The organism is Streptomyces resistomycificus (genome assembly GCF_001514265.1).
Classification (GTDB): Bacteria; Actinomycetota; Actinomycetes; order Streptomycetales; family Streptomycetaceae; genus Streptomyces; species Streptomyces resistomycificus.
In genome coordinates, this window is sequence record NZ_KQ948988.1 from 133573 (window position 1) to 148524 (window position 14952).

The window sequence follows — 14952 nt, forward strand, 5'->3', positions numbered from 1 at the left end:
GCACTACTGCGACGCGCAACCGCTGAGCGCGCGCTCAGGACCCATGCTACTTATGGGTAACCAAGCTGCCCAGTCCCGGAGGCGGGAGCGGCGAAGGTCACATCCGCGGGGGAGCCGTCGAACCCCTCGGGGTGAGCACCGGAGTGGGCACCGGATGCGACCCGGGCCCCTCTCCCGTGATCAGTCCGAACAGGGTCCGGGCCGCGTCCGCACCGAATCCGTGCACGTCATGGCTCATCGCGGACAGTGGCGGGTGGGTGATGCGGCACAGCTGCGAGTCGTCCCAGGCGAGCAGGGAGACGTCGTCCGGAACGCTCAGCCCCATCTCCGCGGCCACCGACAGGCCGGCCACCGCCATGATGTCGTTGTCGTACACGATGGCCGTCGGCCGGTCCGGGGGAGCCGTCGTCAGCAGCGACCGCGTCGCCCGTGCCCCCGCCTCCCCGGAGTAGTCCGTGGCCACCTGCCAGGCCCCGGCCAGTTCCAGCGAGCGGGCGGCCTCGTCGAAGGCGGCGGTACGCATCGAGGTGTGGCCCAGGGCCGCCGCGCCCCCCACCCGGGCGATCCGCCGGTGCCCGAGCGCCGCGAGATACCGCACGGCCTCCGTCACGGCGGTGGCGTCCTCGGTCCACACGGAGGTGAGACCGCCGGTCAGCGAGGGGTGCCCGACCGCCACCACCGGCATCCCGAGCCGCTCGACGGCGGCCACCCGGGGATCGTCCACCCGGAAGTCGACGAGGAGCGAACCGCCGATCTGCCGCCCGCGCCACCACGACTCCTGCAGCCCGACCTCCTCCTCCAGGCTCCGCACCAGCCGCAGCAGGAGCGAGCAGGAGTGCTCGGTCAGCACGCTCTCCACGCCCGAGACGAACTCCATGTAGAAGGGCTCGAGACCGATCTGCCGGGCGGGCCGGCAGATCGCCAGCCCCACCACGTCCACCCGTGAGCCGGCCAGTGTCCGCGCGGTCAGGCTCGGGGCCCACCCTAGTTCCCGCGCCGCCCGGAAGATCCGGTCCCGGGTGGCCTCCGACAGTCCCGGCTTGCGGTTGAAGGCGAGGGACACGGCACCCTTGGACACGCCTGCGCGCGCGGCGACGTCCTTGATGGTGACGCGGGGGATGGTCATCGGCTGGGCTCCATGCAGTACAGGGCGGAGCGGGCGGCTTCCGCGTCAGGAGTCTTCCAGCCCGCGACCCCGATGGTCACCCGCTCGCCGGGCAGCAGCGTGAGGAGTCCCCGGTCGGCCCGCGCCGCCGGGTCCAGCCGGTCGGCCTGCAACAGCAGGTCCCGTACCAGGGTGTGAGCCGTCACCTCGATCCCGCCCGGCACGAGCGCCACGGCGAACTCCGGTCGGGGGTAGGGCACGTCGCGATCCGGCATAGGGAAGTGGAGGGCGCGCAACCCGTCCACGTCCGCGACGAGGAACTCCTTGGGGCCGACGGGCTCCAGCTCACGGGGAACGGCCACGTCGGCCACGGACCGCCCCTCGGCGGCGAACTCCACTCGGACCGAACCGATCACGCCACCTTCGACGGACATCCGGCGCAGCACCAGGATGCCCGACCACACGTCCGCCGCCTGGTTCACGGCGGCCACGACCCGCACCGGCCCCCGCGCCTGAAGGGTGAGCAGACGGTCCGCGTACAGCCGCCGCAGCTCGTGGTACAGCGGCTTCTCCCGCCCGTCCCCGTCGATCGCCGCCCACGAGGTGACCGGCCAGCAGTCGTTGAGCTGCCAGACCACCGTGCCCGCGCACACCGGCCAGTGCGACCGCCAGTGTTCGATCCCGGCGGCCACGGCCCGCGCCTGGTTGACCTGCGTGAGGTAGTGCCAGCGGTCGAAGTCCCCCTCGGGCACGGCGAAGTGACGTGCCAGCCCGCGCTCCAGCTTGCCGTTGCCGTCGTCCGCCTTCTGGTGGTGCAGCACACCGGGCGAGTCGGGTGCCAGTTCCTCGCCCGGCAGGGCCCGCCGCAGGGTGGCGTGGGCGGGCGGTGCCTGCCAGCCGAACTCGGCGACAAACCGCGGCACATGGAGCCGGTAGTCGGCGTAGTCGTCCCGGTTCCAGACCTCCCACGAGTGGTGCGTGCCGTGCGCCGGATCGTTCGGATGGCGGTCCCACGACCCTGACCACGGACTGCCCGCCGTATAGGGCCGGGCCGGATCCGACTCGGCCACCACGCGCGGCAGCACCCCCAGGTAGTACCCCTCCCCCCAGGAGTCCCCGGCCAGCCGCTCCTCCCAGCCCCAGTCCCGAAACCCCCACAGGTTCTCGTTGTTGCCGTTCCACAGCACCAGCGACGGATGTGGCATCAGCCGGACGACGTTCTCGCGCGCCTCCGCCTCGACCTCGCCCCGCAGCGGCTGTTCCTCCGGGTAGGCCGCGCAGGCGAACGGGAAGTCCTGCCAGACCAGCAGCCCGAGTTCGTCACAGGCGTCGTAGAAGTCCTCGCTCTCGTAGATCCCCCCGCCCCAGACACGTACGAGGTCCACGTGCGCGTCGGCTGCCTGCCGCAGCCGTTCCCGGTAGCGCTCGCGGGTGATCCGGGACGGGAACACGTCGTCCGGGATCCAGTTCACGCCCCGCGCGAAGAGCCGCTCACCGTTGACGACGAGGGTGAACCCGGTGCCGTGCGCGTCCGGCCGCCGGTCCAGCCCGACGCTCCGGAAGCCGATCCGCCGCCGCCACGAGTCCAGCGGCCGCTCCTCGTGCAGCAGCGTCAACTCCACGCCATACAGCGGCTGTTCACCGTATCCGCGAGGCCACCACAGCCGCGCGTCCGGCACTTCCAGCCGTACCGACCCCCGCGTCCCGTCGAGGTCCGCGCGCACCCGCACCCCGCCGACGGTCGCCTCCACGGCGAGCTCCGCCTCCACCCGGGTCCGCTCGACGTCGAGGTGCAACTCGACGAGCCCCACCCCGTCCTCGACGGTCACCACCGGCCGGACCCGCGCGATCCTGGCCGTCGACCACTGCTCCAGCCGCACCGGCCGCCAGATCCCGGCCGTGACGAGGGTCGGTCCCCAGTCCCAGCCGAAGGAGCAGGCCATCTTGCGGATGTACTGGTAGGGCTCGGCGTAGGCGGCCGGCCTCTCACCCAGCTGGCCGCGCACGGCCTCCGCCTCGGCGTACGCGGACACGAACCGCACCGACAGCCGCCCGGCGAGCCCGGTCACGTCGAAGCGGTAGGAGCGGTGCATGTTCCTGGTGCGGCCCAGCGGTCGGCCGTCGAGCAGGATCTCGGCCGCGGTGTCGAGGCCGTCGAAGACGAGGTCGGTCTGCTCGTGGCCGTCGCGCGCCGCGAGCTCGCACTCGTACGTCCACTCCCGCCGCCCCACCCAGGCCACCGCCCTCTCGTCGCATCCGAGAAAGGGGTCCGGGATCACCCCCGCCGCCAGCAGGTCGGTGTGCACACAGCCCGGCACCGAGGCCGGCAGCGCGTCCCCCTCGTGCCTCAGGATCCAGCCCTCGGTGAGCGGTGTGGCCTCCAGCATCCGCACTCCCTAAACCGTTTCAGGCCCGCAGGCGGTCAACTCTTCACAGCCTTGGCGAAATAGGGACTTTACCGGTTAAGAAAGCGCTGCCAGAGTGCCGAATCAGCCAACCCCGCAAGTGCTCGTCCGTCCCTACAACGGAGCTGATGCACATGAACCGCCGTCACACCCTCGCCCTGGCCGTGGCCGCCGCCCTGCTGATCCCCGGATGCACCGGTACCGGAGGCACGACGAAGGGCGCGGACGCCAAGGCGCCCGACGATCCCTCGAAGGTCAGCGGCACCATCAAGGTCCTCACCGTGCGGACCGACCTCGTGCAGGACGGCACGATGAAGAAGTACGCCGCCGAGTTCAACAAGACCTACCCGAAGGTCAACGTCGAGTTCGAGGGACTCACCAACTACGAGTCCGAAGTCAAGATCCGTATGAACACGGAGAACTACGGCGATGTGCTGCTGATCCCCGCGGTCATCAAGAAGAGCGACTACCCGAGGTTCTTCGCCTCGCTGGGCACGCAGGCGGAGCGCAGCGAGAAGTTCCGCTTCACCGACTTCACCACCGTCGACGGCAAGGTCTACGGGCAGACCACGAACGGCGGCAGCCCGGGATTCGTCTACAACAAGCGGGTCTGGAAGGAGGCCGGGATCACCGAATGGCCCACCACCCCGGCCGAGTTCCTCGCCGCCCTCAAGGCCGTCAAGGCCAAGACGGACGCCGTCCCGTACTACACCAACTTCGCGGCCGGCTGGACGCTGACCTCCTGGACGTACGTCAACGGCTCGGTCCACTGCGACACCAAGGCGACCGACAAGCTGGCCGAGGGCGACCCGTGGGCGCAGGGCGCCGACCTGCGGGTGGCCGACACCCTGCTCCACGACACCGTGAAGGCGGGCCTCGTCGAGAAGGACCCCACCACCAGCAACTGGGAGGAGTCCAAGCCCAGGACGGCCAAGGGTGAGATCGCCACGCAGTGGCTCGGCACCTGGGCGATCGTCCAGTTCCAGGCCGCCGCGAAGAAGGCCGGGGTAAACCCCGACGACATCGGCTTCATGCCCTTCCCGGCCCAGGTGGACGGCAAGTTCTGCGCGGTCGTGAGCCCCGACTACCACCAGGCCGTCAACGTCCACTCGAAGCACAAGGAGGCGGCCCGCGCCTGGATCGACTGGTTCACCGAGAAGTCGGGCTACGTGCGGGACAACCTCGCCATCTCCCCGCTCAAGGACGCCCCCCTGCCCGACGTGATGCGGCCCTACGAGGAGGCGGGCGTGCGGTTCATAGAGGTCGACGACACCAAGGGTGCCCAGGTCAAGAACATCGACAACCAGTCCGAGGTCGGCATCTACGCCCCCGAGTACCGCCAGAACCTCGTGGACCTGGCCCGCGGCGCGCGCAAGGGCAGCCTCGACTCCTTCTTCGCCGACCTCAGCAAGCGCTGGGCCGAGGCGCGTGAGAGCGCGGGGTCCTGATGACGGACACCACCGAGAAGGCGGCAGTGAAGACCGCCACGGGGGCGGCGCCGGCCGCCCCCGCCCCGGCGCCCGCCCCACGCGGAACACGCGTGTGGCGGGGAGTCACCCCCTGGCTCTTCCTGATCGCCCCGCTCGCCCTGCTGATCGTCTTCACCTACGCGCCGATCGCCAACATGGTCGCGTACAGCTTCACCGACTGGGACGGGGTGAGCCCCGAACTGCACTACACGGGTGCCGAGAACTACACGGAGATCTTCACCCGGGAGGACCTCTTCCGGGTCTTCTTCGTCAGCGGCTACTACCTCGCCGCCTCGGCCGTCCAGATCGTCGCCGCGCTGTACTTCGCGACCGTCCTGAGCTTCAACGTCCGCTTCCGGAACTTCTTCAAGGGCGTGCTGTTCTTCCCGTACCTGATCAACGGGGTGGCGATCGGCTTCGTCTTCCTCTACTTCTTCCAGGACGGCGGCACCCTCGACTCGGTGCTCGGCCTGCTGGGGCACCACACCGACCACGCCTGGCTCGGCACCCCGGCCTCCGCGAACACCTCGCTCGCCGGCGTCTCGATCTGGCGCTATCTGGGCCTGAACTTCGTCCTGTTCCTCGGTGCGATCCAGTCCATCCCGGGGGAGCTGTACGAGGCGGCGGAGCTTGACGGCGCCAACCGCTGGCACCAGTTCCGGTACATCATCGCGCCCGGCATCAAGCCGGTGCTGACCCTGACCGTGATCCTGTCCGTCTCCGGCTCCCTGTCGGCCTTCGAGATCCCGTACATCATGACCGGCGGGGCGACCGGCACCGAGACCTTCGTGATCCAGACGGTGAACCTGGCCTTCCGGTTCAACAAGACGGGGCTCGCCTCGGCGGCGGCGGTCGTGCTGCTGCTGATCATCCTGCTGGTGACCTGGATACAGCGGCGCCTCGTCCCCGACGACAAGGTGGACCTCGTATGACCCGCCGTACCGTGGCCCGGACCTTCGTGTACCTGTCGCTGATCGCCGCGACGGCGGTGGTGCTGCTGCCGCTCGTCGTCGTCCTGCTGACCTCGCTCAAGTCCGAGGAGGAGATGGCGAACGCGAGCGGCGCACTCGCGCTCCCCGACAACCTGCTGAACTTCCACAACTACGTGACGGCGTTCCGGGACGGCGAGATGCTCTCGGCGTTCGCCAACACGGCGGTCATCCTGCTGGTCTCCATCGGCGGCACGGTCCTCATCGGCTCGATGACGGCCTACGCCATCGACCGCTTCACCTTCCGCTTCCGCAAGCTGGTGGTCGCGCTCTTCCTGATCGCCGCGCTCGTCCCCGGCGTCACCACCCAGGTCGCGACCTTCCAGATCGTCAACAGCTTCGGCATGTTCGACAGCCTGTGGGCGCCGATCGCGCTCTACATGGGCACGGACATCGTGTCGATCTACATCTTCCTGCAGTTCGTACGGTCCATCCCGGTCTCGCTGGACGAGTCCGCCCGTCTCGAGGGCGCCAACGCCTTCACGATCTACCGGAAGATCATCTTTCCGCTGCTCAGGCCCGCGATCGCCACCGTCGTGATCGTAAAGGGGATCACCGTCTACAACGACTTCTACATCCCCTTCCTCTACATGCCCTCCGAGGATCTTGGCGTGATCTCGACGTCGCTGTTCCGCTTCCGCGGGCCGTACGCGGCCCACTGGGAGGTCATCTCGGCGGGAGCGGTCCTGGTGATCCTGCCGACGCTGATCGTCTTCCTGAGCCTGCAGCGCTTCATCTACAACGGCTTCATGCGGGGAGCGACCAAGTGAGAGCACGGTAGCCCCCGAAGCCCCCGAAGCCCCCGAAGCCCCCGAAGCCGCCGTGAGAGCAGGACCCCTACGGCGGCTGGGGCGTGCCCTAGGCGGACAGCGCGGCGACCAGAACCGGCGTGACCTGCTCCACCTGCCACGGCCGGGCCCCGTAACCCGCCAGCGCGGCCCCCACGGACTCGGCACTGACAACGTTGGGCGGCTCCCAGCACACCCGCCGGACCGTGTCGGGCGTGATCAGGTTCTCCTGTGGCATGTTGAGGGCCTCGGCCAGCGCGGACACCGCGGCCCGGGCCGCCGACAGCCGTGCCGCGGCCTCCGGGTCCTTGTCGGCCCAGGCCCGCGGCGGCGGCGGCCCCGTCACCGGCTGCCCCGGCTGCGGCAGCTGCGCGTCGGTCAGCTCCCTCGCCCGGTCCACGGCGGCCTGCCACTGCTCCAGCTGCCGCCGCCCCGTCCGGTGCCCGAAGCCGTTCAGCGCGGCGAGCGCGTGCACGTTGGCCGGAAGGGAGAGGGCGGCCTCCACGATGGCCGCGTCGGACAGCACCTTGCCCGGCGACACGTCCCGCCGCTGGGCGATCCGGTCCCGCGTCTGCCACAGCTCCCGGACCACGGCGAGCTGCCGGCGCCGCCGCACCTTGTGCATCCCGGAGGTGCGACGCCAGGGGTCCTTGCGCGGCTCGGCGGGCGGCGCGGCCGCGATCGCGTCGAACTCCTCACGGGCCCACTCCAGCTTGCCCTGCCGGTCCAGCTCCTTCTCCAGCGCGTCCCGCAGGTCGACGAGGAGCTCCACGTCCAGGGCCGCGTAGCGAAGCCAGGGCTCGGGCAGCGGACGGGTGGACCAGTCGACGGCCGAGTGGCCCTTCTCCAGGACGAAGCCCAGGACGCTCTCCACCATCGCGCCGAGGCCCACCCGCGGGAATCCGGCGATCCGGCCGGCCAGCTCGGTGTCGAACAGCCGGGTGGGGACCATGCCTATTTCGCGGAGGCAGGGCAGGTCCTGGGTGGCCGCGTGCAGCACCCACTCGACGCCGGACAGGGCCTCGCCGAGGCCGGAGAGGTCGGGACAGGCCACGGGGTCGATCAGCGCGCTCCCGGCGCCCTCCCGGCGCAGCTGCACGAGATAGGCCCGCTGGCCGTAGCGGTAGCCGGAGGCGCGTTCGGCGTCCACGGCGACGGGGCCGGAGCCGGCGGCGAAGGCGGCGATCACCCGGGCGAGGGTCTCGTCGTCGGCGACCACCGGCGGAATGCCCTCACGGGGTTCCAGCAGAGGGATCGGCTCCGGACCCGTGTCAGGGTCGTTCGCCGGGCCTGTAGCAGGGTTCGGCGCCCCCGTAACAGAAGATCCGCCGTCGTCCGGAGGGGCGCCTCCGGTGGTTCGCAGTGTGCTGTCTGCTGCGGTGTCTTGGGCGTCGGTCACCTGTCAAGGGTATCCGTGTATGGACAGCGCCCGCCGACGGAACGTTCCGTCGACGGGCGCCTGAGGGTCGTAAACCAGTCAGCTCGGTGAAAGATCCGGTTTACGACGGGTGCGGTACGCGGCCAAGAACCGGCGGTCGGTCCGCCGCACGTCGGTGAGGGGCGGGGGTCAGTGGATGATGCCGGTCCGCAGGGCCACGGCGACCATGCCGGCGCGGTCTCCGGTGCCGAGCTTGCGGGCGATACGGGCGAGGTGGCTCTTGACGGTCAGTGCGGACAGGCCCATCGAGACGCCGATCGCCTTGTTGGACTGGCCCTCCGCGACCAGCCGCAGCACCTCGACCTCACGGCCGGACAGTTCGCGGTAGCCACCCGGGTGACTCGGGGCACCCGGGGGGCGGCGGTGCATACGGGCGGCGGCGGCGCCGATGGGGGCGGCGCCCGGACGGGTGGGGAGCCCGATGTTGGTGCGGGTGCCGGTGACCACGTAGCCCTTGACGCCGCCGGCGAGCGCGTTGCGGACCGCGCCGATGTCGTCGGCGGCGGAGAGGGCGAGGCCGTTGGGCCAGCCCGCGGCCCGGGTCTCGGACAGAAGGGTGAGGCCGGAGCCGTCGGGCAGGTGGACGTCGGCGACACAGATGTCGCGGGGGTTGCCGATGCGGGGACGAGCCTCCGCGACGGACGAGGCCTCGATGACGTCGCGCACACCGAGCGCCCACAGGTGGCGGGTGACGGTGGAGCGGACGCGGGGGTCGGCCACGACCACCATGGCGGTCGGCTTGTTCGGGCGGTAGGCGACCAGGCTTGCGGGCTGCTCGAGGAGAACGGACACCAGGCCTCCTGGGTGGGGGACGGGGCCGGCTTGTGGGGATGAAGCCGGGACGAACCGTGCTTTCAAGGTCACAGTCGTCTTCGGCACCAAACCCGTCCGCCTTTAGAGAATGATCACGATCTGGTGAGTAACAATCCGTGCAATTCGGACACGCGATCGATCATCCGAAGATCGAACGGTTTCGCTCTGCGTCGATACGCGGCCGAAAGTGGCCGTATCGACAAAGTGATTGCCAAAAAGGCAGTGCGGATCCCCTGCGTCAAGAGGTCGGAAGGGGGTCGGTCAGCGCGACTGCGGGCCGCGCCGCTGCGGCAGTGTGACCACCGACGCGTCGCCCGGACCGGCCGGCGGCAGACCCGCGATCTGGGCGAGCAGGTCGCACCAGGCGGCCAGGTGTGCCGCCGTGTCCGGGACACCGCCCAGACCCTCGCGAGGCGTCCAGGAGGCGCGGATCTCGATCTGTGAGGCGGACGGCCGTTCGGAAAGGCCCCCGAAGTAGTGGGAGCTGGCCCGGGTGACGGTGCCGCTCGGCTCGCCGCAGGCCAGACCGCGCGCGGTGAGCGCACCCGTCAGCCACGACCAGCACACGTCGGGCAGCAGCGGATCGGCGGCCATCTCCGCCTCCAGCTCCGCGCGCACCAGCGTCACCAGCCGGAACGTGCCCCGCCAGGCGTCGTGCCCGGCCGGGTCGTGCAGCAGCACCAGCCGCCCGTCGGCCAGGTCCTGGTCGCCGTCGACGACCGCGGCCTCCAGCGCGTACGCGTAGGGCGCGAGCCGCTGGGGCGCGCGCGTGGGCTCGACCTCGACCTGCGGCCTGAGCCGCGCCGCCCTGAGCGCGTCGACAGCCGCCCGGAAGGGCAGCGGATCCGTCCCGCTCGTATGCAGGTCCTCCTCCTTCGCGTCGTCCATTCCGTCAGCGCCGTCCGACAGTCGTCCCTGAGCCGCAGCCATGCGGGGAAGATTAAGGGGAACGGGGCCTTCGCGCAGGGAGGACACCCTGTTGCCCGGTGTCGGGGTTGCCGTCCGGGCGGGGTCCGGGGCCGTGCGAGACTTGGCCCGTGAGTGCCAACGAGAGCCCCGCGACGCCGCAGTCGACAGCCACGTACGAGTCCGCCTTCATGAAGGCGTGCAGGCGTGAGCCCGTGCCGCACACCCCCGTGTGGTTCATGCGACAGGCCGGGCGCTCGCTGCCGGAGTACCGCAAGGTGCGCGAGGGCGTCCCGATGCTCGAGTCCTGCATGCGGCCCGAGCTGGTCACCGAGATCACCCTCCAGCCGGTGCGCAGGCACAACGTGGACGCGGCGATCTACTTCAGCGACATCGTCGTCCCGCTGAAGGCCATCGGCATCGACCTCGACATCAAGCCCGGTGTGGGCCCGGTCGTCGAGCGCCCGATCCGCACCCGCGAGGACCTCGCCCAGCTGCGTGACCTCACCCCCGAGGACGTCTCGTACGTCACCGAGGCGATCGGTCTGCTCACCCGCGAACTCGGCTCCACCCCGCTCATCGGCTTCGCCGGCGCCCCGTTCACCCTCGCCAGCTACCTCGTCGAGGGCGGCCCGTCGCGGACGTACGAGAACGCCAAGGCGATGATGTACGGCGACCCCGCGCTGTGGGCCGACCTGCTCGACCGCCTCTCGGAGATCACGGCCGCGTTCCTGAAGGTGCAGATCGAGGCGGGCGCGAGCGCCGTCCAGCTGTTCGACTCCTGGGCCGGAGCGCTGGCCCCCGCGGACTACCGCCACTCGGTGCTGCCCGCCTCCGCGAAGGTCTTCGAGGCCGTCGCCGGCTACGGCGTCCCGCGCATCCACTTCGGTGTCGGCACCGGCGAACTGCTCAGGCTGATGGGCGAGGCAGGCGCGGACGTCGTGGGCGTCGACTGGCGGGTCCCGCTCGACGAGGCCGTCCGCCGCATCGGCCCCGGCAAGGCGCTCCAGGGCAACCTCGACCCGACCGTCCTGTTCGCCGGCACGGAGGCCGTCGAGGCCAAGACCCGCGAGGTCCTCGACGCGGCGGCGGGCCTGGAGGGCCACGTCTTCAACCTGGGGCACGGCGTCATGCCGTCCACCGACCCGGACGCGCTGACCCGCCTCGTGGAGTACGTCCACACCCGGACCGCGCGCTAGTTCGTTCCCCAAGCCTCACCAGGTGTGCCGGGGCCGTGCCCTCCTGCCGAAGAGCAGGCCGCGCGGTTCCGGCGGCGGTGGGGTGCCCGCCTTGAGCGGCCAGGCGAGCAGCATGCCCGCGAGGAAGCCGACGATGTGCGCCGCGTACGCCACCGTGCCGGCGTCGGACACGCCCTCGCCGGACGAGTACACGCCCTGCAGCACGAACCAGAAGCCCAGCACCAGCCAGGCCGGCAGCCTGAGGGGCAGGAAGACCAGGAACGGGACGAGGACCCAGACCCTGGCCTTCGGGTACAGCACGAGATAGGCGCCCAGGACCCCGGCGATCGCTCCCGACGCGCCGATCAGCGGGTCGGCCGAGTCGTCGTTGAGCAGCGCAAAGCCGTACGACGCCGCGTAGCCGCAGACGACGTAGAAGAGAGCGAACCGCACATGGCCCATGCGGTCCTCGACGTTGTTGCCGAAGATCAGCAGGAAGAGCGTGTTGCCCAGCAGGTGCAGCCAGCCGCCGTGCAGGAACAGCGCCGTGAGGACCGACAGTTCGGGGGACTTGTCGTAGGCCGGCGGGCCGACCACGCAGCCCGCCCCCCGCGGGCCCACCCCGACGTCACCCGTCGGCACCACCCGTGGCAGCTGATGGTGAATCAACTCCTGCGGGATTGCCGCGTACTGGTCCAGGAACGCCTGGAGGTGACACTGCTGCGCCAGACCGCCGTCCCCGGCCACGGAACCGGCGAGGCCGGGCATGAACAGGAAGACGAGCACGTTCGCGGCGATGAGCGCGTAGGTCACATACGGGGTGCCGCGCACCGGGTTCACGTCATGGACGGGTATGACCACAAGGAAGTAGTGCCCGCGATGCGACGGCCGAATCGGTGAACGCCGCCCGGCGCGCCCGCGTATGTCTCCTCAACCGCCCGCGGCGCGGGGAAGGCGGGTCGCGGGGACTACGTGAGGATCAGGCGATGAACGACCGAGTTACTCCTCCGATGCACGCCCTGCCGGACGGCGAGGCCGAGATCTCTCTCGTGCTGCGCCTGCCCTGGGAGGACGTGGCTCGGCTCGGACAGGAGGCCGGACGGCTGGCCTCCCAGATGCAGCGGCCGGTCACCCTGGACGAGGCGGTCAGCCACCGGCTCAGGTCCACCCGCTCGGCCGCCCACGCGAAGCCCGCGGGCGAGCAGCCGGCCGCGGTGACCACCAGCGCGTCCGTCTCGTCGCTGCCACCGCGGCCGGCGGCCGATCAGGCGCGGCAGGCGATCGAGCGGATCAACGGGACGGCGTAGGGGCCCGTGCGGGGCGCCGTCGGGGTGTCCGTGCGGTTGGCGGACCACGGGCCGTGGTGGATTGCCCGCGCGGCTCCCCGCGCCCCTAGGGGCGTTGGGCCACCGCCCTCGCGGCCTTGCGGGCCGCCACCAGTACCGGGTCCCACACCGGCGAGAACGGCGGGGCGTAGCCCAGGTCCAGGGCTGTCATCTGGTCCACCGTCATGCCGGCCGTCAGGGCCACCGCGGCGATGTCGACGCGCTTGCCCGCGCCCTCCCTGCCGACGATCTGCACGCCGAGCAGCCGTCCCGTGCGGCGCTCGGCGAGCATCTTCACGGTCATGGGGGAGGCGCCCGGGTAGTAGCCGGCGCGGCTGGTCGACTCCACGGTGACCGACTCGAACCGCAGACCCACCCTGCGCGCGTCCTTCTCGCGCAGACCGGTGCGGGCGATCTCCAGGTCGCAGACCTTGCTGACCGCCGTGCCGACCACGCCCGGGAACGTGGCGTAACCGCCGCCCGCGTTCGTGCCGATGACCTGGCCGTGCTTGTTGGCGTGGGTGCCGAGCGGGACGTGCCGTTCCTGGCCGGAGACCAGGTCGAGGACCTCGACGCAGTCCCCGCCGGCCCAGACGTTCTCGTACCCGCGCACCCGCATCGCCAGGTCGGTCAGCAACCCGCCGTGCGTGCCCAGCGGCAGCCCCGCGGCCTGCGCGAGCCCGGTCTCGGGGCGCACGCCGATGCCGAGCACCACCACGTCCGCCGGGTACTCGGCGTCCCGCGTGACCACCGCCCGCACCCGGCCGTCGTCATCCGTCAGCAGCTTGGTCACCTCGGTGTCGTTGACCATGGTGATGCCCAGGCCCTCCATGGCCTCGTGCACCAGCCGGCCCATGTCCGGGTCCAGCGTGGACATCGGCTCACTGCCCCGGTTGACGACCGTCACCTCGTAGTCCCGCTTGATGAGCGCCTCGGCCATCTCGACGCCGATGTATCCCGCGCCGACGACCACCGCGCGCCGGCCACGCGTGCGTGCCAGCGTGTCCAGGAGGGCCTGGCCGTCGTCGAGGGTCTGGACACCGTGCACGCCGGACGCGTCGGCGCCCGGCATGTCCGGGCGGATCGGGCGGGCGCCGGTCGCGATCACGAGCTTGTCGTACGACGTCCAGGACTCCGCCCCGGAATCGACGTCACGCGCGCGTACCCGCCCGCCGGCCACGTCGATCTCCGTCACCTCGGTGCGCATCCGGAGGTCGATGTCACGGCTCTGGTGCTCCTGGGGCGAGCGGGCGATCAGCCGGTCCCGGTCGGTGACGTCGCCGCCCACCCAGTACGGGATGCCGCACGCCGAGTAGGACGTGAAGTGGCCGCGCTCGAAGGCCACGATCTCCAGCTCGTCGGGGCCCTTCATCCGGCGGGCCTGCGACGCCGCGGACATCCCCGCGGCGTCGCCGCCGATCACCACCAGACGCTCCGCACCGCTCGCTGTGTTCATGCTCATGCGAACACGCTACGTGCGCAGGGCATTTCAGTCCTGCTCGCCCCGCTCGTTCGTCCGCCCGGGCTCCGGAGCGGTCCTGGCGGTGGGCAGGGGGCCGAGCGCGGTCGCCGGTGCGGTGGCCGGCCGGCGCGGCAGCCGCGGCCGTACGATGCGCAGCCACACCAGCACCACCAGCGCGACCACCGCCGCGAACGGCAGCACCGCCGCCAGCGCCACCAGGATCCAGCGCAGCATCGTCACGAACGCGTCCCAGCCGCCCGCCAGCGCGTCGACGACACCCGGGTCGTCGTCCTCGGCGGCCTCCCGCACCGGCGTCTCGGACAGGGAGAGAGTGATGGTGGCCATGCTGGTGCGGTCCTTCAGAGACGCCTGCCGGGCGAGCAGTGACTCCAACTCCGCCTGACGGCTGCTCAGTTCACCCTCCAGCGTGACCACGTCGCTCAGCTTCGTGGCCTGGTCCATCAGCTCGCGGATGCGCACCACGCTGGCGCGCTGCGAGGTGATGCGGCTCTCCACGTCGACGACCTGGTCGGTGACGTCACGCGCCTTCGCCGAGCGTTCGCGCAGCTTGCCGGTGCCTTCCAGGTCGCCGAGGACCTCCTCGTACCTGTCGACCGGCACGCGCAGCACGACGTGCGTCTCCTCGCGGCCCTCCGAGTCCGTGGAGGTGGACTCGTTGCCGATGTAGCCGCCCGCGTTCTCGGTGGTGGTGCGGGCCTGGCCCAGGGCCTTGGACACGTCCTTGACCTGCACGGTCAGCTCGGCGGTGCGGATGATGCGGTTCGCGGAGACCTTGGGCGGCGCGGACGCCTGGGCGCCGCTGCCCGCGCCGCCGTCGCTGTCCGCGGCGGCGCCCGGGGCGGCCTCCTTCGCGCCCGACCGGGCGACGCCCGCGTCCTCGCCGGCACCACTGGCCGAATCGCCCGCGCCGCTGCAGCCGGTCAGCGCGAGGGCCGCCGCCAGCAGAATCCCGGCCAGGGCCTGGGCGGATCGTACGGAACGTTGTGTGCGCATCTGGGCGTACCCCCCGAGGGTCGAGACAACTGACGTTCCTTCGACGCCGGAGCGGGCCCG

At 71.1% G+C, this 14952-nt stretch carries 13 protein-coding genes; 5 read left to right on the forward strand and 8 right to left on the reverse strand.

All coding sequences use genetic code 11. The annotated features are described in order from the left end of the window. Positions 1–97: 97 nt before the first annotated feature. Positions 98–1126 (reverse strand): LacI family DNA-binding transcriptional regulator, encoded by a 1029-nt coding sequence (locus tag AQJ84_RS00525; protein WP_030041205.1) that lies wholly within the window; start codon positions 1124–1126, stop codon positions 98–100. Beyond that, on the reverse strand, positions 1123–3492 hold the full coding sequence (locus tag AQJ84_RS00530) for a glycoside hydrolase family 2 protein (RefSeq protein ID WP_030041206.1): 2370 nt from the start codon (positions 3490–3492) through the stop codon (positions 1123–1125). The genes AQJ84_RS00525 and AQJ84_RS00530 overlap by 4 nt, the downstream gene beginning before the upstream one ends. 152 nt (positions 3493–3644) lie before the next feature. Here AQJ84_RS00530 and AQJ84_RS00535 point away from each other — a divergent pair, with 152 nt between their 5' ends. Genes AQJ84_RS00535 through AQJ84_RS00545 form a run of 3 tightly spaced genes read left to right on the forward strand, consistent with a single transcriptional unit; the run spans position 3645 to position 6738 of the window. Then, positions 3645–4958 (forward strand): ABC transporter substrate-binding protein, encoded by a 1314-nt coding sequence (locus AQJ84_RS00535; protein ID WP_030041207.1) that lies wholly within the window; start codon positions 3645–3647, stop codon positions 4956–4958. Then, positions 4958–5911: a carbohydrate ABC transporter permease gene (locus AQJ84_RS00540; RefSeq protein WP_030041208.1), complete on the forward strand. Its 954-nt coding sequence runs from the start codon at positions 4958–4960 to the stop codon at positions 5909–5911. Before AQJ84_RS00535 ends, AQJ84_RS00540 begins: the two co-directional genes overlap by 1 nt. Then, positions 5908–6738, forward strand: coding sequence for a carbohydrate ABC transporter permease (locus tag AQJ84_RS00545; RefSeq protein WP_030041209.1), 831 nt, complete (start codon positions 5908–5910; stop codon positions 6736–6738). The genes AQJ84_RS00540 and AQJ84_RS00545 overlap by 4 nt, the downstream gene beginning before the upstream one ends. A gap of 88 nt (positions 6739–6826) precedes the next feature. On the opposite strand, the gene AQJ84_RS00550 is transcribed toward AQJ84_RS00545, so the two are convergent. From AQJ84_RS00550 to AQJ84_RS00560, 3 genes are all read right to left on the reverse strand, one after another. Continuing rightward, entirely contained in the window at positions 6827–8155 is a 1329-nt protein-coding gene (locus AQJ84_RS00550) for a ribonuclease D (protein WP_078631994.1), read from the reverse strand. A 168-nt stretch (positions 8156–8323) separates the two neighbouring features. Then, on the reverse strand, positions 8324–8986 hold the full coding sequence (locus AQJ84_RS00555) for a response regulator transcription factor (protein WP_030041211.1): 663 nt from the start codon (positions 8984–8986) through the stop codon (positions 8324–8326). A 282-nt stretch (positions 8987–9268) separates the two neighbouring features. After that, a complete protein-coding gene (locus tag AQJ84_RS00560) occupies positions 9269–9937 on the reverse strand; it encodes a DUF3000 domain-containing protein (RefSeq protein WP_079022751.1) in 669 nt (222 codons plus the stop codon). A 107-nt stretch (positions 9938–10044) separates the two neighbouring features. Between AQJ84_RS00560 and hemE the strand changes: the two genes are divergently transcribed. Next, positions 10045–11112: a uroporphyrinogen decarboxylase gene (hemE, locus tag AQJ84_RS00565; protein WP_030041214.1), complete on the forward strand. Its 1068-nt coding sequence runs from the start codon at positions 10045–10047 to the stop codon at positions 11110–11112. A 15-nt stretch (positions 11113–11127) separates the two neighbouring features. Here the strand turns inward: hemE and AQJ84_RS00570 are convergent, their stop codons facing one another. Continuing rightward, positions 11128–11952 (reverse strand): rhomboid family intramembrane serine protease, encoded by an 825-nt coding sequence (locus AQJ84_RS00570; protein WP_030041215.1) that lies wholly within the window; start codon positions 11950–11952, stop codon positions 11128–11130. Between the two features lie 125 nt (positions 11953–12077). On the opposite strand from AQJ84_RS00570, the gene AQJ84_RS00575 reads away from it, so the two are divergent. Further along, the gene (locus AQJ84_RS00575; protein ID WP_198536396.1) at positions 12078–12398 is read left to right on the forward strand and encodes a hypothetical protein; all 321 of its coding nucleotides are present in this window, start codon (positions 12078–12080) and stop codon (positions 12396–12398) included. Positions 12399–12483: 85 nt separating this feature from the next. On the opposite strand, the gene AQJ84_RS00580 is transcribed toward AQJ84_RS00575, so the two are convergent. Further along, positions 12484–13872, reverse strand: a complete 1389-nt coding sequence (locus tag AQJ84_RS00580) for an FAD-dependent oxidoreductase (protein ID WP_374935439.1) — start codon at positions 13870–13872, stop codon at positions 12484–12486. Positions 13873–13905: 33 nt separating this feature from the next. After that, positions 13906–14892: a DUF4349 domain-containing protein gene (locus tag AQJ84_RS00585; RefSeq protein WP_053192954.1), complete on the reverse strand. Its 987-nt coding sequence runs from the start codon at positions 14890–14892 to the stop codon at positions 13906–13908. Positions 14893–14952: the final 60 nt, after the last annotated feature.